The sequence below is a fragment of the Rhodococcus pseudokoreensis genome, from assembly GCF_017068395.1.
Lineage (GTDB): Bacteria > Actinomycetota > Actinomycetes > Mycobacteriales > Mycobacteriaceae > Rhodococcus_F > Rhodococcus_F pseudokoreensis.
Genome location: NZ_CP070619.1, coordinates 1,944,224 through 1,961,499, shown reverse-complemented (window position 1 = coordinate 1,961,499; position 17,276 = coordinate 1,944,224). Strand labels below are relative to the sequence as shown.

The 17,276-nt window shown below is 61.5% G+C and carries 15 protein-coding genes; 12 read left to right on the top strand and 3 right to left on the bottom strand.

Features of this window, described 5'->3' with window-relative positions:
* The first annotated feature begins 363 nt into the window (after positions 1 to 363).
* The 8 genes from JWS13_RS14395 (at position 364) to JWS13_RS14360 (ending at position 8,183) form a co-directional block, all read left to right on the top strand.
* Positions 364 to 1,317 (top strand): hypothetical protein, encoded by a 954-nt coding sequence (locus JWS13_RS14395; protein WP_206006170.1) that lies wholly within the window; start codon positions 364 to 366, stop codon positions 1,315 to 1,317.
* Positions 1,310 to 2,092: a glycosyltransferase gene (locus JWS13_RS14390; RefSeq protein WP_206006168.1), complete on the top strand. Its 783-nt coding sequence runs from the start codon at positions 1,310 to 1,312 to the stop codon at positions 2,090 to 2,092. The genes JWS13_RS14395 and JWS13_RS14390 overlap by 8 nt, the downstream gene beginning before the upstream one ends.
* Positions 2,093 to 2,248: 156 nt before the next feature.
* Entirely contained in the window at positions 2,249 to 2,692 is a 444-nt protein-coding gene (locus tag JWS13_RS14385; RefSeq protein WP_206006167.1) for a serine O-acetyltransferase, read from the top strand.
* A 481-nt stretch (positions 2,693 to 3,173) separates the two neighbouring features.
* A complete protein-coding gene (locus JWS13_RS14380; protein ID WP_206006165.1) occupies positions 3,174 to 4,100 on the top strand; it encodes a polysaccharide biosynthesis protein in 927 nt (308 codons plus the stop codon).
* A gap of 91 nt (positions 4,101 to 4,191) precedes the next feature.
* On the top strand, positions 4,192 to 5,220 hold the full coding sequence (gene gmd / locus JWS13_RS14375) for a GDP-mannose 4,6-dehydratase (RefSeq protein WP_206006164.1): 1,029 nt from the start codon (positions 4,192 to 4,194) through the stop codon (positions 5,218 to 5,220).
* Positions 5,220 to 6,182: a GDP-L-fucose synthase family protein gene (locus JWS13_RS14370; protein WP_206011593.1), complete on the top strand. Its 963-nt coding sequence runs from the start codon at positions 5,220 to 5,222 to the stop codon at positions 6,180 to 6,182. The genes gmd and JWS13_RS14370 overlap by 1 nt, the downstream gene beginning before the upstream one ends.
* 48 nt (positions 6,183 to 6,230) lie before the next feature.
* A complete protein-coding gene (locus JWS13_RS14365) occupies positions 6,231 to 7,556 on the top strand; it encodes a UDP-glucose dehydrogenase family protein (protein WP_206006162.1) in 1,326 nt (441 codons plus the stop codon).
* A gap of 69 nt (positions 7,557 to 7,625) precedes the next feature.
* Positions 7,626 to 8,183 carry a YdcF family protein gene (locus tag JWS13_RS14360; RefSeq protein ID WP_241032188.1) on the top strand — a complete coding sequence of 186 codons (558 nt, stop codon included), beginning with the start codon at positions 7,626 to 7,628 and terminating at the stop codon, positions 8,181 to 8,183.
* A gap of 38 nt (positions 8,184 to 8,221) precedes the next feature.
* Here JWS13_RS14360 and JWS13_RS14355 read toward each other — a convergent pair whose 3' ends face one another.
* Positions 8,222 to 8,800 carry a cold-shock protein gene (locus tag JWS13_RS14355; protein WP_241032187.1) on the bottom strand — a complete coding sequence of 193 codons (579 nt, stop codon included), beginning with the start codon at positions 8,798 to 8,800 and terminating at the stop codon, positions 8,222 to 8,224.
* Between the two features lie 87 nt (positions 8,801 to 8,887).
* Between JWS13_RS14355 and JWS13_RS14350 the strand changes: the two genes are divergently transcribed.
* Complete coding sequence (locus JWS13_RS14350) at positions 8,888 to 10,207, top strand: HNH endonuclease signature motif containing protein (RefSeq protein ID WP_206006160.1); 1,320 nt, start codon at positions 8,888 to 8,890, stop codon at positions 10,205 to 10,207.
* A 91-nt stretch (positions 10,208 to 10,298) separates the two neighbouring features.
* On the opposite strand, the gene JWS13_RS14345 is transcribed toward JWS13_RS14350, so the two are convergent.
* Entirely contained in the window at positions 10,299 to 12,917 is a 2,619-nt protein-coding gene (locus JWS13_RS14345) for a helix-turn-helix transcriptional regulator (RefSeq protein ID WP_206006158.1), read from the bottom strand.
* A 289-nt stretch (positions 12,918 to 13,206) separates the two neighbouring features.
* On the opposite strand from JWS13_RS14345, the gene JWS13_RS14340 reads away from it, so the two are divergent.
* From JWS13_RS14340 to JWS13_RS14330, 3 genes are all read left to right on the top strand, one after another.
* A complete protein-coding gene (locus tag JWS13_RS14340) occupies positions 13,207 to 13,638 on the top strand; it encodes a GTP cyclohydrolase II (RefSeq protein WP_206006157.1) in 432 nt (143 codons plus the stop codon).
* Positions 13,639 to 13,827: 189 nt separating this feature from the next.
* Entirely contained in the window at positions 13,828 to 15,084 is a 1,257-nt protein-coding gene (locus JWS13_RS14335; RefSeq protein ID WP_206006155.1) for a S8 family serine peptidase, read from the top strand.
* Positions 15,081 to 15,314 (top strand): hypothetical protein, encoded by a 234-nt coding sequence (locus JWS13_RS14330; protein WP_206006153.1) that lies wholly within the window; start codon positions 15,081 to 15,083, stop codon positions 15,312 to 15,314. The genes JWS13_RS14335 and JWS13_RS14330 overlap by 4 nt, the downstream gene beginning before the upstream one ends.
* 19 nt (positions 15,315 to 15,333) lie before the next feature.
* Here the strand turns inward: JWS13_RS14330 and JWS13_RS14325 are convergent, their stop codons facing one another.
* Entirely contained in the window at positions 15,334 to 17,226 is a 1,893-nt protein-coding gene (locus JWS13_RS14325; RefSeq protein ID WP_241032186.1) for a DUF4012 domain-containing protein, read from the bottom strand.
* Positions 17,227 to 17,276: the final 50 nt, after the last annotated feature.

The following is a 17,276-nucleotide window of genomic DNA, read 5'->3' as shown; positions in this document are numbered from 1 at the left end:
GTGTCTCTCTCACAGGCAGCCACGGTGTCTGGACGGGCGAGGGGACTCAACCGTGTGATGTGGTGTGCTATCGCAGTCACCGCATGTATTAGGATCCCGGGTTTCACATTTGGATTTGGGGCCATTTGGGCCGTACTTCTCGCCCCGGTCGTTATCGGAATTGCTCGATCGAATCGATTATATTTGTGGATTTCCGGAGTTGCCGCCTCGGGGATCATGTTCGGAATGGTCCTCGCTAGTTCTTCGGAATGGTATGACGCGGGCCGAGCGCTTTCGTACGAAGTAGCAGGAGTCCAGCTCACTATTTTAGTAGGATTCGTACTGACCCTCGGAACGGCCTTCTGCTCGATATCAACATTGGGCGTGCCGACAGCAGTTTTCTTTCTGGCAACCGGAATCGCAATTTCCTCATTGTTTCTCTCCTCTCCAGCGGAAGGAAACTATTGGAAATACGGTCTTGGCGTTGCTAGCATTCTTATGCTATTAGCGCTGATTCATTCGGCTCCAGTAGTTGTCCAGATATCCGCCGCAACAGGAGTGGCCGGAGTGAGTCTTGCATATGAGACACGAAGTCTCGCCTTGATTTCCTTGCTGTCTGCGGCTATCCCGGTCGTACACTTGATATTTCGCAAGTCACAATCGCGAGCGCTAAAGAGGGCGGGTGTCCTATTGTGCCTCCCCCTTTCCTATCTAGTGATCGATGAAATTCTGCGACAGATTGCTTCGGGGCGCTTCGGTGAGGTGCTCGCGGATAGGCAGTCCTCACAACTTAGTCGTGATGGTCTGCTTGGTGGTCGTCCAGAATATAGTGCCTTCGTCGAGTTGGTGAAGAGAAACCCGTTCGGGTTTGGTCTAGGTATCAGACCATCCTTCGAAGATATTACTGCCGGCAAAGTCGGTCTGATGAGGGTTGGAATGGATACATCTGGTTGGTATGTTAATCGAAGAATGTTTGGGACCGCCGTTGAACTGCATTCAGTTGCCTGGGACTTATGGGTGCAGATCAGCATCTTTGGGTTCGCACTGGCTGCGATTTTTCTTGTTTGTTACTTAAGAACTATGTTGGCCCTGTGGAACAGAACCTCAAGTCATGGTATTGCGTTGGGGCTATTCGTGGTATTTAACGGGCTTTGGGACTTGGCGTTTTCTCCTCTCTATGCAAATTACTACGTGCTCGCAGTCGGCGTTGCTACCTGTCTATATATAAATCAAGGCAGTGATCGTCGAAATTTGTTCAGGTCAAAATACCGGTTACCGCGATCCAATACCGATTCTCATTCGTTTCTTCAACCCGTGAATGGAGGCACCGATGGCTAACGCACTGAAAGTGACCATCGTGACGATTACCTTTGACGATGATCTCGGGTTGGAAAAGACTCTGTCGAGCGTGGCTGCTCAAACGGGGGCTGTACTGATCGAGCATATCGTCGTAGACGGTGCCGCGAGACAGGAAACGTTTGAGATCTGCTCTGATTTCGCGCACTCACTGGCCATTATTAGCGAAGCTGATCGCGGTCGTTACGACGCAATGAACAAAGGTATCCAGAGATCGTCTGGCGACCTTGTATGGTTCATGCATTCCGGTGATACTTTTGGTTCCCCTAATGCTCTGGAATTAGTCGCTAGTGCCGTGTCGAATCCAAGAACTGAGTGGGGATACGGCCTTGCTAGATTAGTCGATAAGGGCGGAAGCAGCGTTGGGATTATGGGGAGTATGAGATTTGAGTCAGGCCGATTCAGTCTCGGAGGAAGGCCAGTTCCCCACCAGGCAGCATTTTTCGGCAGAGATCTGATTAGTTCCGTGGGGCCTTACGACTTATCTCACGGCCTAGCGGCGGATCAACTCTGGATCTTGGCCTTTTCGCTCGTCTCCAATCCGATTGTTGTACCGGAATTTCTCTGCAATTTCGACACGTCAGGTGCTGGCTCCGTTCGCAGTCCGGTTCGTCACTTTCTTGACATGAGGCGTGCAAGATTGCTTCTAGGTGTGTCGTGCACCGGGTCGCGGTGGATCGATTCTGCGATAACCGCGGTGTTATGTGCTAAAGAGTTGGCTTTCAGAAGTGTCGGCAGAGCAATTCGGTCTTTATAGGTCCGGCTGATGGACTTTTTTTCAATTTTTTAGACAGTGTGCATATTCTGATGGGAGTAGTTGACAGTGCTACTTGCGAGGAAAAAGTTCGGTGAAGATATCACGCGGGTGACGGGTTCTTCACGTCCCACATTCGTTGGTGGACTATTGGCGTGCATGACGAATCCTGGCCTTTTAGCGCTTGCGGTCTACCGTCTACAGGAGGTGGTCCAGGATGCGGGAAGGATGCGGGTGGCGGGGTTCCTGAGAACCTTGAATGTGGTAATGACCGGGGCCGATTTCGTTGTCGGTTGCGAAGTGGGGGGAGGGCTGCTGATGCATCACCCCGTGGGAGTTGTGATAGGGCATGGCGCATCAGTTGGAAAAGGATGCACGATCCTACAGGGTGTGACAGTTGGTGAGAGATATGCCGACGGCAGTGGTGACCACGCTTATCCGGTCTTAAGAGACCGCGTGACGGTCGGCGCCGGGGCAAAGATTTTGGGTCGAGTCGAAGTTGGCGAGGGTGCTGTCATCGGTGCGAATTCGGTAGTACTCGATGATATCCCGGACGGATCCATTGCGGTTGGAGTTCCGGCGCGCATTATTGGAAGTGCCTGATGGCGGCGGCTAATCTATACTGGTTGGCGGACTACTGATGCGCAGTTCTCGAAGCCTTCAGCGGTATGCCGTTGGCAAGAGTGGCTCCGCTGCTACCGGGGCTACATTTCGAATGCTTGAATCTGCCGGCATTAGAGTTCTTCTACTTCCAATAACGGGGCTTTGTGTACTGTTGTCAACCCGCCTGCTTATCGGAGGTTACGGTACGGAGACATACGCTGTCTATACTCTCGTTGCTTCCCTGCCCCTCGTAATCCCTGTATCCGATTTCGGTGTGGGGGCGGCTGTAACCAACGCTTCCGCGCGATTGGCGGATGACGGAGCGGAATTTAGAGAAGTTATACGTCGTTCGCGACGTTTCCTCGTTATCGCTGCGGTTGCGATAGCTTCCCTGTGTGTACTTATCTCGACATTTTTTGGTTGGGGTAATTTGCTCGGCTTACCTCCTGGTCTAAGTGGCAACGTGTTCCCGTGCGTCGCGATGATGATTTTCGCGATTTCGCTCCCCTTTTCGGTCTGGATGCGCGTTCTTATTGGGCTTGGTCGAAATGCGATTGTTGTTGCTGTCCAGAGCTGTATCCCGGTCCTTAACCTTGTTTTAATTTTGATGTGCACGCTTTTTGACGCTAGCGCTACATTGCTTCTGTCGACGTCGACCGCGGGATTTTTGGTGACAAATCTAGTGTGTTTCGGCATTGCGAGGCGGGATAGCCGTGTTAAACGCTCGCTATGCCAAGCTGCCGCTAGTAGTTCGGCCGTGGTTGTTTCGATTGTTGGCACTGCCGTTCCGATGTTGATAATATCTGCTTCGATTCCTTTGACATTCCAAATGGACCGACTCGTCCTGACGCATGTAGCGAAAGTTTCTGACATAGCAGTATATTCCGTGGCAGCAACTGTGTTCCTGCCTGTCTTCTCTGTCGTTCAAGTCGCGGGCCGATCGCTATGGGGGGACTTCGCGTCGAATCGCGCGGATCCAGAAGCGTCGCTTGCCTTGTTGAGAAGATCATTGCTGTTCAGCATCATCCTTGGCGCTGTCGGGTCGGTTTCGCTCCTTCTTATTGGTCCGTTCGTTGCATCTTGGGCTGTTGATGGCTCCATTGATGTGCCCGTTGGACTCTTTCTTGTGTTCGGCGCATTGGTGTTGGTCCAGTCGGTGCATAATCCTTCGGGGAACTTCTTGACGGATGCGGCGGGCTTGAAGTTCCAAGCGATTTGCATGATTCTGATGGCGGTTGTTTCGTTGCCGCTGTCTGTTTTTCTTGGATTTTCTCTCGGCGCAATCGGGGTGGTCCTAGCGACCGTTTTAGCGGTCCTGGTCTTTGCGATGATCCCGTGTTTGGCTCGCAGCTTCTTGGTGCTAAGGGCACAAATTAATTATCTGGTCGAGGTGCGGCAGGATGCGTGATTGTTTCGTTGATTAGTGAGGCTGTTTAACCGGACCAATCTGGTCGCCCATATATCTGAGAATGGCTGAGTGCAAAATGGAAGGATCTACGATGAAGCGAGCTCTAATTACTGGTATCACGGGCCAGGACGGGTCGTACCTGGCGGAGCTACTATTGCGGAAGGGATATGAAGTTCACGGGCTGATTCGCAGGTCGTCGACTTTCAATACGTCTCGGATCGAGCATCTGTATGTAGACCCACATGACCCTAGTGCGAAGTTGTTTCTTCACTACGGTGATCTGAGCGATGGGGCCCGCCTAGTCACATTGCTTTCTCAGATTGAACCTGAGGAGGTTTACAACTTGGCTGCGCAGTCGCACGTTCGTGTGAGTTTCGACGAGCCTGAACACACTGGTAACACGACTGGTGTTGGTTCGGTGCGCTTGCTTGAGGCCGTGCGGCTCGCTGGGTTGAATTGCAAGTTCTATCAGGCATCGAGTTCTGAGATGTTCGGTGCGACACCGCCGCCGCAGAACGAGGAAACGCCGTTCTATCCGCGGTCCCCTTACGGCGCTGCGAAGGTCTACTCCTACTGGGTGACGAAGAACTACCGCGAGGCCTACGGAATCTTCGCGGTCAATGGAATCTTGTTCAACCACGAGTCACCCCGACGCGGTGAGACGTTCGTTACTCGAAAGATCACCCGCGCCGTAGCGCGGATCAAGGCAGGACTCGAGGAGAACCTCTACATGGGTAACCTCGACGCAATCCGCGACTGGGGCTATGCACCCGAGTACGTCGAAGGAATGTGGCGAATGCTGCAGGCTGACGAGCCTGATGACTACTGCCTGGCAACTGGTGGCAGATACTCCGTGCGCGACTTCCTCACAGTGGCATTCGAGCACGCCGGCCTGGACTGGGAAAAGCACGTCCGGTTCGATGAGCGCTACCTCCGGCCCACCGAGGTTGACGCATTGATCGGCGACGCAAGCAAGGCTGAAGAGAAGTTGGGCTGGAAAGCGGCGGTCCACACCCCCGAACTGGCGAAGATCATGGTCGATGCCGACATCAAGGCGCTCGAGCATGAGGGCCGGCCGTGGATTGATTCGCCGTCTCACCCGGACTGGGAAATCCTGTGATGCCCCAGACCTGTGAGGCTCTCGACCGGTCAGCGTCGTTCTTCGTCGCAGGACACCGCGGTCTCGTTGGCTCTGCCATCTGGCGAACGCTGGAGGCCGCTGGCTTCGAGCGTCTGATCGGGCGATCGTCGGGCGAGTTGGACCTGCGAGACCGGACTGCGGTTTTCGCGTTCTTCGCTGAAGCCAAGCCGAGGTACGTCGTGCTGGCGGCCGCCAAAGTAGGCGGGATCCTGGCGAACAGCACCTACCCGGTCGACTTCCTTTCCGAGAACCTGCGCATTCAGGTCAACGTGCTGGATGCAGCTTTGGAGCACGGGGTCGAACGGCTGCTGTTCCTCGGGTCGTCGTGCATCTACCCGAAGCTTGCTCCACAGCCGATCAAAGAGGAGTACCTCCTCACCGGTCATCTGGAGCCCACGAACGATGCGTACGCCATCGCGAAGATCGCGGGGATTGTTCAGATTCAAGCTGTGCGACGACAGCACGGGCTCCCGTGGATCTCTGCCATGCCGACAAATCTCTACGGACCTGGAGACAACTTCTCCCCACAGGGATCGCACGTGCTTCCGGCCCTCATTCGACGGTTCGACGAGGCACGTCGGAGCGGCGCCGAGTCGGTGACAAACTGGGGGACCGGATCGCCGCGTCGCGAGTTTCTGCACGTGGATGACATGGCTTCGGCCTGTCTCCATCTGCTCGAGAACTACGACGGCCCGGACCAAGTCAATGTCGGTACAGGAGAAGACTCCACGATCAGAGAGATCGCGGAGATTGTCGCCGACGAGGTCGGCTACGACGGTCGGATCGAGTGGGACACCACCAAGCCCGACGGCACACCGCGGAAGCTTCTCGATGTCACCAAACTGCGCCAGTCTGGGTGGGAGCCCACGATCGGACTCAGGGACGGAATAGCGTCGACCGTTCAGTGGTATCGCGAGCATGTGAATTCTGTCCGCACCTAGTCGACGATCGAACCCGACACGTCCGCTGTCTTTGATAGGTAACTCGAAATGACAACACGCATAGCAGTGTTCGGCACTGGTTATCTCGGTGCTACCCATGCCGCATGCATGGCTGAACTGGGCCACGAGGTGCTCGGCGTCGATGTCGACGCGGCTAAGCTCGCCAAACTCGAAGCCGGCGAGGTGCCCTTCTACGAACCTGGGCTCGAAGAAGTCCTGCGGCGAAACATCGCCGCCGGGCGCTTGCGGTTCACGTCCTCATACGAGGAAGCGGCCGAGTTCGCCGACATACATTTCCTCGGCGTCGGTACCCCGCAGAAGAAGGGGGAGTTCGCTGCCGATCTCAAGTTCGTCGACGCGGTTATCGAAACCCTCGCACCGCTTCTCACCGGTCCGGCGGTGATCTTCGGAAAGTCGACGGTCCCCGTCGGAACTGCCGAGCGATTGGGTGTGCGCGCTCGTGAATTGTCGCCGGCCGGAGATGCCGTCGAGGTAGCTTGGAATCCCGAGTTCCTGCGTGAGGGCTTCGCCGTTCAAGACACGTTGCACCCGGACCGTCTCGTGCTTGGAGTGGATCGTGATCGACCCGGGCAGGCTGAGTCGGTCGCCCGCGAGGTGTACGCGCAGCTTCTGGACGAGGGGATTCCGTTCCTGGTCTCGGATCTCGCTACGGCTGAGCTGGTGAAGGCCTCAGCGAACGCATTCCTTGCCACCAAGATCTCGTTCATCAACGCGATAGCGGAAGTGTGTGAGGCGTCCGGTGCCGATGTCACGGTACTGGCCGACGCGATCGGCCATGACGCTCGAATCGGTAGGCGCTTCCTCAACGCCGGTCTTGGCTTCGGGGGTGGCTGCCTGCCGAAAGACATCCGGGCATTCATGGCGCGGGCCGGAGAGTTGGGTGCCGACCAAGCGCTCACCTTCCTACGTGAAGTCGACAACATCAACATGCGCCGGCGAACCCGCATGGTCGAACTCGCGCGCGAAGCATGCGGTTCACTGTTGGGCGCCAGGGTCGCGGTGTTGGGTGCGGCATTCAAACCGGACTCCGATGATGTGCGTGATTCCCCAGCGTTGAATGTCGCCGGCCAGATTCAGCTTCAGGGCGCCGCGGTCAATGTGTACGACCCGAAGGCGATGGAGAACTCGCGGGCGTTGTTCCCCACACTCGGATACTCGGACACCGCTCTGGATGCGTGCGAAGGAGCCGATGTTGTCCTGGTGCTGACCGAATGGCCTGAGTTCCAGAAGCTTCAGCCCGCAGATCTGGACGCTGTAGTTCGCAAGAAGGTCCTCATCGACGGCCGTAACTGCCTCGATCCGCAACAATGGCGCGATGCTGGCTGGACCTACAGGGGACTCGGAAGGCCATAGCTGGACGTCGGGCAACCGCCACGCTGTCCGGTTCCGCAGCCTGTGGTGACGCCGTCTACGCTAGGAGCCGTGCAGCGACTGGCGATCCTTGCGGTGAGTGTTTTAGGGGCTGTGGCGGTCGGAATGGCCGGTTTGGGCGGGGTCGGCTATTTCCTCTACTCCAAGTCGCGCGTTGATCCAATGCGGCCTGTCGATGCCATCATCGTGCTTGGTGGTGATCGCGACGGTCGCGAGGAGTACGGCATCGAACTTGCGCGGGACGGACTCTCGACGAATGTGGTTCTGTCGAACCCATACTGGAAGCGCGATCCCAAGATGGCCGAGTTCTGCGCTATCCAGGACCCTCGATTTACCGTCACCTGCGTCCGACCGCAGCCGAGTACGACGCGAGGCGAGGCACTGTTCACGCGGGAGCTCGCGGCCCAGCACGGGTGGACAAGCGTTATGGTGATCAGCTGGCGGTACCACCTGCCGCGTGCGCGGTACATCTTCTCCCAGTGCTTCGACGGCGAGATCGTCATGCGGCCGGTCCCGCGTGACTACGCCTTCAGCGTCGCCCACTGGGAGTACATCTACCTCTATCAGACGTTCGGATTCGTCAAGGCGTTCTTCCAGGGGCGCAGCTGAATTCTCGCTCTCCGTGGTGAGGGGCGCGGACAGCCGCTCTACTCCACCTTCCGAACGTCCAGAGCGCGGTAGTGGTAGCCGTCCTGGGTTCCGCCGATTGTCGACTCGGGCTCGAACGTCACCCGGTGTCCCGGGGTCAAAAAACGAAACCCCGGGCCTTCGACGTAGCTATAGTGCGCCCACGCGCCACCGGGAGTGGCGACGGAATCGATCACACCCCAGCCCTCTTCGTCGCTCCAGGTGCGCACGATTCCGGTAGTGCGGTCTGCGTGAATCCGCGGGGGCGCGGGAGGTAGATCGGCTGCGGTGATCTCCCTCGCCGTGCCGTCGGGAAAGGTGATCCACAATCGGGACGAGTATGGGCTGTCCGGCGGTGGCGCAACGTACGGCTCGCTGCCCGCGGGCCACGCGCGAATCGTGGAGAAGTTGCACCCGCTCATTGGGCTGTCGAGCGCGTCCCACTCGAACTCCACCTGCTGGCCCTCGCGTAGCGCCGGGAAGCCCTCGACCGCGACGCTGTGGAACAACGTCCAGCACCCGCCCGGGGTTTCGTCGGAATCGATGATGCCCTGCATCTCCTCGATGCTCCAGCTACGGACGACCCCGGTAGTTGCCATGCAGTCATTGTCTCGCGACGAGTCGTGCTCACGGGCAAGGATTTACCGGCCATTGACTCGAACTGATGTTCGAACTAGAATTCGAACATGGGAATCGGGGAGGATATCCAGGGGGCGTTGTCGGACGAGATTCTGACAACCGCGGTGGGTGATGCATGGCGGCTGGCCGAAGCGGAGCTGCTCGAATCGGTCGTTCGTATCTCGGACGAGATTCGGCGGCTCGAAGCGCTGCGCGTCAAGCTCGTCGGCGCCGTCGACCACCGCTGCATGGTCGATGTTCTGGGATTTCCCAACGCCAAGATGTGGCTGGCCTCCAAGACGCTACTCGAGGTGGGAGCCGCCGGACGAATCGTGATGCTGGGCAGAGGTTTGCGCTTCCAACCGGAGATCGCGGAACAGTACTTCGGCACCAACATTTCAGCGGAGCACGCAGCGCTCATCATGAAGTTCTGCGAACGGCCGCCCAAAGGTATGCCCGATGAGGCGATGGATGACTGCCGAAATGCATTGCTGCTCGCAGCAACCGGCCCCACCGCCAACACCGACGCACTGCGCGCCGTCATCGCCAGACTGGAACGCATCTTCGAATCCGACGACCCGCCGCCCAGCGAAGACACCGAACTCAACGAATTCCACGCCTGCAAAACACTCAACGGGCGCATCGCCGTCAAAGGCGACCTCGACGCGGTCGCCGGCGAAATGCTGCTCTCCGCTCTCTCCGGACTATCCAAACCGCGGCCCGCACAAGACGGAACCAAAGACACCCGCACACCCGGACAGCGAAGGGCCGACGGGTTCACCGAACTGCTGCGCCGCTACCTCGACTCCGGGATCGCCGGCGAAGAAGGCGGAGAACGACCACACATCTCCCTCCACGTCAGCGCACGAGACCTGGCCGAACACACCGCGAACAGTGAACGAGTCCAGCAAGATGCCGCCGCAACGTCCGACGGCACACTTTTCGACGTGGACGGCGTGGCATGGACCGAGTGGATGGGGCCGCTGAGTCTCCGTACAGCCCGGCTCCTCAGTTGCGATTCGATCTACACACCGATCGTGCTCGACGAGAACGGAGCGCCACTCGACCTCGGCATGTCCACCCGAACCGTCACGAAACGACAGCGAAAAGCGCTGGTGGCGAGAGATCGAGGATGCGCATTCCCCGGATGCGGCGCGCCGCCATCGTGGTGCGAAGGACACCACATCATCCACTGGTCCGAGAGCGGACCCACCGACATGGGCAACCTGGTACTGCTCTGTGGATTCCACCACCGACTGCTCCATCACAGCGACTGGAAAATCGAAATGGGCGCCGACCGGCACCCCACCTTCATCCCACCGCAGCAAGTCGACTGGGAACGAAAGCCGATACCGGCGCACAACCGGACACGGCCCCTAATCGCCTGACCCCGGGCGCCGCACACATAGCCGACTCCGCAACAGGACGAATCCTGTTGCCGAGCCGGCATGTCGGCGTGCCCGGAGAACGGGCACGGCATCACCGCACCGTCGTCCCCATCGACTCCGCAAGCCCACTGCGATCAGCAACATCCAACTTCATACACGCACGGTAAATATGCCCCTCCACCGTCCGCACCGACACAACCAACCGATCCGCGATCTGCCGATTCGACAAACCAGCCGCAACCATCGACCCCACCTCCCGCTCACGACTCGTCAACGGAAGCGGATGAGCCGCCTCCACCAGAGCAGGGGAGGACATGTGGTCACAACGCGCCGACAACGCCTCCGCCGCGGCAGCACACTCGATCGAACGCCGCTTGTCACCGGCACGCGAAAAGGCAATCGCTGCGCGAGCGTAGGCATCGGCCGCATCCGGCAGAGCGCCGATACCCTCGAACTCGGCTGCTGCCGACGCCACCCCGCACCCGTCACTTGCCGCGACCGCCGCCGCATGTCTGGCCGCAATGTCGACGAGTCGGCCGTCGCAGATGCCGGCCAACTCGGCGAGGCGCGCAGCGGTCGTGGTGTCACCGAACCGGGTGGCGAGATGCAGCGCGACCGCCTCGATGCCGAACTGTCCGGTTGTGCACGCGGACTCTGCAGCCGACCGCGACAGAGCAACGGCCCGTGAGGTTTCCCCTCGCGCGGCAGCGAGCCATGCCTGCGACATCACGAGCTGGGGTCCGAACACGGCAACGTGCCTGCCGTTGCGGGCCTGCGCCTCGGTGATAATCCCGTCCGCCTCGTGAATGCGACCGAGTTCCGCATACGCCTGCCCGAGCGCGACATACGCCGGGAAACTCCAGGAGATGGCGTCGGCGGTATCACCGACATTGAGGGCGGCGATCGCCTGCTCGAGGCGACCTGCGGCGTCGGTGAACCGGCCGCGGGCAAGTTCCACCGTCCCGACGAGGATGTTCGCCAGCCCCCACGCAACGTACCGGCCGCTGGATGCCAAGGAGAGATACTCGTCGGCCCGCCGCTGAGCCGCATCGAAACTTCCGGTCAGCGTCAGTGCCAGGATTTCGCCGTGGCCAGCAGGGAAACGCAACAGCCCGTCGATCTGATCGGCCACCGCAGCGCTGCGTGCCGCCAGTTCCGGCACACACCCTCCGCGACCCATCAGCGCGAGGGACAGCCCGCCGCCGAAGAACGCCCACTCGACCGCCCACGGAAGCACCCGATCGGCCGCCAGAATCGCCGTCGCCGCGGCTGCCGCCTCCTCGGGCCGATTCTCGAACACCGCGCACACCGAGCCGATTCCCTCGATGATCGGCACGAGACTGGGGTGCGTGACTTTCTCCCGCAGAACGGCGAGCACCTCGTCGGCCTTCTCCGACTGGCCGCTCGCCCAGAACAGGTTCGCGATCCGCGATGTTCCCCAACGCACCAGCTGCACCTGGTCCAGGCTGTCGGGCGAGAACGACAGCAGCAGCGCTTCGGCCTCGGTGGCGTGTCCCTGCCACAGCAGCGCCCGGGCCAGGAGGTCCGCGGCCTCGAATCCGCCGGTCTCGTCGAGAGCGGCGCGCGCGAGTCGTTCCCCCAACGGGACATTCGCCAAACCGATTGCGTCCTCGGCGGCAGTGACCAGCAGTCCGGGGTCGACGGACCGGTCACTGTCGAGGGCCAACTCGGCTAGGCGAATTCGATTCGAGGGTCCGACCACCGCGCGGCTGCTCAGGGCTTCCACGAGCTGTCCCCGGAGCCGCCGGCCCGCCGCGCGCCCGACCCGTCGCCGGATCACCTCACCGAACAGTGGATGCGTGTAGCGGACGTCGAGCCGGTGCCCGTCCTCGACGATTCTGACGAGGCCGCGTCGCTCGGCTTCCTCCACCGCGCCCTCGCCGGCCAGCTGTCCGAGGGTGTCCAGATCGAGGGGTTCGCAGAAGGTGAGCAGCTGCAACGCCTGCAACACGTCTGCGGGAATTTGATCGATCCTGTGCTCCAACAGCGATGCGAGCTCGGACGAGATGGCGGCACGGCCCCGCAACTGCCAGACGCCGCCCGAACGGCGCAGCGTCCCCGCTTCCAGGGCGCCCTCGACCAGATGCCGGACGAACAACGCGTTCCCGCCGGACGCCTCCCAGATCATGTCGGCACTCAGCCCCTCCAACGGGCCGTCCAGCACGGACTCGATCAACTCGATGCTCTGCTCCCGGCTGAACGGTGCCAGCTCGAGCCGCAGGAGATGGCCGTCTTTCCACAACGACGTGATCGCGTCGGGCACCGTCTCACCGTTGCGGACGGTGGCGACGATGTGCACCGCCCTGTCGAGTGCGAGCTGATGAAGGAACGTCGCCGAAAGCTGATCGAGCAGGTGCGCGTCGTCCACGCCGACCACCAGGTCACGACTTCCGCCGTCGTCGAGGAGTGCCTGCCGCGCAGCGGACAGAAAGGCGACCGGATCTCGCGACGTGGACGCCCCGACCAGATGGGCGAACACACCGAGCGGGATGCTGCGCGCCGATTCGGTGCCTGCCACCCACTTCACTGCACCGGGCAGTGCCTCGGTGGCGAACCGGGCGAGAGTGGTCTTGCCGACGCCGGGATCGCCCGTGAGGACGACACCGCATCCTCCGGACAGAGCCGTGAGCGACGCGGTGATCGCGTCGAACTCGACTTGTCGCTGAACGAGAGGCCACACCGGACCCATAGGTCTGATTCTAGTTTCTCGCGCCCCCGGAAACAGCAGCGCGACGAGGATCGAGCGCGAGTTGCCCAGCGAAACAGCGCAATACGGCCTCGAAGTCGCTTTTCGTCGCAATACTCCTGAAGCATCGACGGGTTGAGCGGTCCGTCACGGGCACGAGTTCGGTTTCGTTCTCGACTGGAGGCGTGTTTCGCGCGTTCGAGTAGGGCGCTACTCGCGAGAGTAGCCGACGTCTCGGCCACGCTGAATACATATCGCGGATAGTTATTGCGTCGAACTACAGGAGAACGTCATGACCGCGCGGCCGGAGCCCTTCTTCAGTTGGACGGCGAGACGGGTCGAACTCCGCGAATCCGAATCCACCGATCTGGTGCTGGACGAACTCGTGCCACTGGGAACCGGCACGGCGCGTCTGATCGCCGCCCGCGACGAGGACGACGATGTCGACTACCTCGCGCTGGTCGTCGGGGATGTCGCGGACGGCCGGGACGTCGCGGTTCGCGTCGTCGAGGAGGAGACCCTCCTCATCGAGGGCGGCCGATCCTGCGCGTCTCCGGAAATCCTGATCGGGCTGACGGCCACGCCGAACATCTGTGGTTGCTCCAGCGCGCGGCACGTCGAGAGCCAATTGTGTGTCGACGGCCCCATCCGTACGATGATCGCATCGGTGGGAGTGCGGTCCGTCGTCGTCGACTGGTATCACCCCACCTCGACGGTGGCGTGAACCGAACTACTCTGCCCGCCGGTTCGGTGCATCCAATAGTCGGGTAGGGCGCCACTCGTGGAATTCGGGACGAATCGACGGAGCGTTGAGGTGTTCGAACACTGATCGCCCTCCTCCGAACACGCGGTCGACGATCGAACCGACCCGCAGCACTCACCCGAATGACTCACCCCGATCAAGGACGACATCGTGATATCACACGGAAATTCCTACGGCGACAACGACGGCGACAACACCCTCGCCGCACCCACCGAGCCCGAAGTCACGGGCAGTCACGTCGTCGTGTTCAGCGAGGGCGGCAACCGAACCGATGCCGCCCAGACCCTCCGCGCCATCGCCGGGCTGTCCGAAGTGGCACGGAGCACCGAATTCGAATCCAGCGCGGTGGATCTGTCCGAGACCCGGGAAGCCGACGCGATCGTGTTCGACGAACTGGGGATCGCGGTGGTCACCGCCGACGCCGACCAGCTTGCGGCATTGCAGGCGGCGGCCGCAGCCGACGACGTCCCCGTGCTCTCCGTCGAGCCCGAGTTGATGCACTACGCCCTCTCGGTCGGCACCGATCCACGGGTGCAGGCCGAAGCGGCGAACTTCACCGACACCGCGGAACTCACGTGGGGACTGCACGCCACGAATGTCAGCGCGTCGGCGTGCAGCGGGTTCGGCGTCAAGGTCGCTGTCCTCGACACCGGACTCGACCTGACGCACCCGGATTTCGAGAACCGCACCATCACCGCCCAGTCGTTCGTGCCGGGCGCCGGCCCGCAGGACGGTCACAGCCACGGCACGCACTGTGTCGGAACCGCGTGCGGACCCAAGTCGCCGAGCGGCACCCGCCGATACGGGGTAGCCCACAAGGCAGACATCTTCGTCGGCAAAGTGCTGTCCGATCAGGGACGCGGCGCCGACCGAGGCATTCTCGCCGGAATCGAATGGGCGATCACCAACGGCTGCCAGGTCATCTCGATGTCCCTCGGTGCGAACGTGGAGGCGGTGTCTGTTGCGTACGAGACGGTGGGCAGCCGGGCACTGGCATCGGGGTCGCTGATCGTCGCGGCCGCAGGCAACAACGCGAACCGCGCGGCAGGGAACATGGGATTCGTGGGTCCACCCGCGAACAGCCCGTCGATCATGGCCGTCGCAGCGATCGACTCGACGCTCGGACTGGCCGACTTCTCGGCCCGCAGCAACCCCGTCATCGGCGGTCAGATCGACGTGGCGGGGCCCGGGGTGGGCGTGTTCTCCACCGTCCCAGTGCCGGCGCGGTACGGCACGAAGAGTGGGACCAGCATGGCGACCCCACACGTCGCGGGCATCGCCGCACTGTGGTGCGAGGCCACCGGACGCACGGGCACCGAACTGTGGGCCGTCCTCACCCAGCAGGCGCGGAGACTTCTGCTGCCGTCCCTCGATGTCGGGTCGGGGCTGATCCAGGCACCGGCATGATCGGGATCATCGTCACCGTCGACGCCGACCACCTCGACACCATCGAGGCGGTCGGCGCCGCGCTGCGGTCGCACGGGATGCGTGTCGATCAGGTGCACGACACGATCGGAATCATCTCTGGTGCCGTCGACGAAGACGATCGCGCCGAACTCGAATCCGTAGCCGGCGTGCAGTCCGTCGAAACGGAGAACACCGTTCAGATACCGCCGCCCGACGCGTACCCGCAGTAGCGGCGGCACCCGAGGAGAATCAGCTACCGCAGTTCGGCACGTCCACCGTGACGTTCGGAGAATCCACCAACGGCTGCACCGGAACCCGTGCCTCACCCGGAGCGGTGGGCTCGGTGAGCTGGAACTTCACCTCGGCGGTCTTGCCCCGCTGCAGCATGGCTCGAATGTTGAACACGGGATGGCCGCGTTCGCTTCCGGTGAAGACGAACTGCTGAGCGCCGTTGATGGTCACCTTGTCGAGGGTCGCGCCCTGGGTGGCGAGCAGCGACAGGTCGACGGCGTTGGTGCCCTTCGGCACATTGCCGACCGTCTCGAACAGTCCCGCAACGTAGTCGGGGAATTCCCCCGCGGGGGTGTTGTTGGTCAGGCGCACCGTGACGGTCGACGAACGGGTGCCGTCGACGCAACTGTCCGCCACGTATTCGATCTCACGGGACAGGTAGTAGTCGAGCTTATTACCGCCCTGGTTGTTCACCACGACTCCCGCGTACGGCGCCGCGTCGTCCGGAACGACGTTGCCGACCTTCGTGCCCGAAAGCACCTGTTGCAGGGCGGGGTCCGCGCTCCACACCGCGATGCGACCTTCGCCGGCGGCCTTGCCCAGCGCGTCGAGCAGAGCCTGCGGGGACGACAGCTTGCCGGTCATCTTGTCGACCACTCGCGCGGCGACAGTCTGCAGGTACTGCTTACGGGCATTGTTGTCGTCGGCGAATCGCGTATACGCGGTCGATTCGGTGAGTTCCACGACGTTGTCCTCGTTGATCACCTCGCCGTCCGGCATCGTGACCGGGCCGATGGCGCCGAGCACGTAACTCAGGGCGACCGGATCGGTCGCAACCGCTCCGTCTACCTGTTCGCCGGATTCCTGCGCCCACAGCGATTTCCAGATCTGTGCGGCGTAGGGAAAGTGGGAGCTGAGGTTGCTGTTGCGGAAGTCGGTGGTGGGCCGGCTGGCGCCGTACCGTGCCTCGAACTCGGGACCGAGATCGAGGGGTTTTTCGGCCAGCGACAGCTCCGAGTTCGAGGCGAGAGTGTCGACCTTGGCCGATCCGTCGTTGGCGCGGACGATGCCGAATCCACCCAGCAGCCCACCGGTTCCACGCGCCTCGGCGTTGGTCTGGAATCCGAGGAAGTAGTTCCGCGGCCCGTCCCCGCCGAGCATCGCCGGCACCACCTTCGCGGCGATCGCGGTGTTGCTCAGTAGCTTCGACAGCTCTGCGGTCTGATCCTGCAACGCCGTGCGCGCCTCGTTCACCACGCCGAGGTAGGTGGCCTCGTCGATGGACTGCGCCTGATCCGACAGTGACTGCGCAGCAACGGATGTCTGATCCAGGACCGGGACGGCGTCACGCAAAGACTGCACGTTGACGCGGCCACCGCCTTCGATCAGCTGATCAGGGGCCAGCGTGCTTCCGGCGTCCACGGCGGGCGTCAAGACGTCGTGTGTGAGCCCCCGCACGACCTCGGAAATCTGCTGAGAAGTTGCTAGCGGGCTACCGAGAACCGGGACGGCAGCGGTGATGCTCCACGGAATCGAGTGCGTGTTGTCGTAGGCCCGCGACGCGTACTTGTCGGCGTCGGCCGCCGACCGCTGGGCAACTTCGGTGTCGCCGTCGAGCAGGGCGTCCTTGGCGATCTGCGCGTGACCACGAGCCTCCTCGAGATTCGCCTTCGCCTCGCGGGCAGTGAAGCCCAGCCACGCACCGAACGCGACGACAACCACCACGGCCACCGAGCCGCCGACGATCACGCGCCGCCGAAGCCGATGCGCCCGCACCTGAGGTTGGTGTGTCCGGCGTTTACGGACACGTCGAACCGGTGTTCCGTCCGCCGCCTGAGCCCGGCCGTCCGACCCGTGATTGTCCGGGCCAGACGTGCCGAAACCCGACGGGCCCGTGACGTTGTCGTCCATTACTGCCTGGCTCCTGTCTGGGGGTGTGCATAGATTATCGTGATGTACCG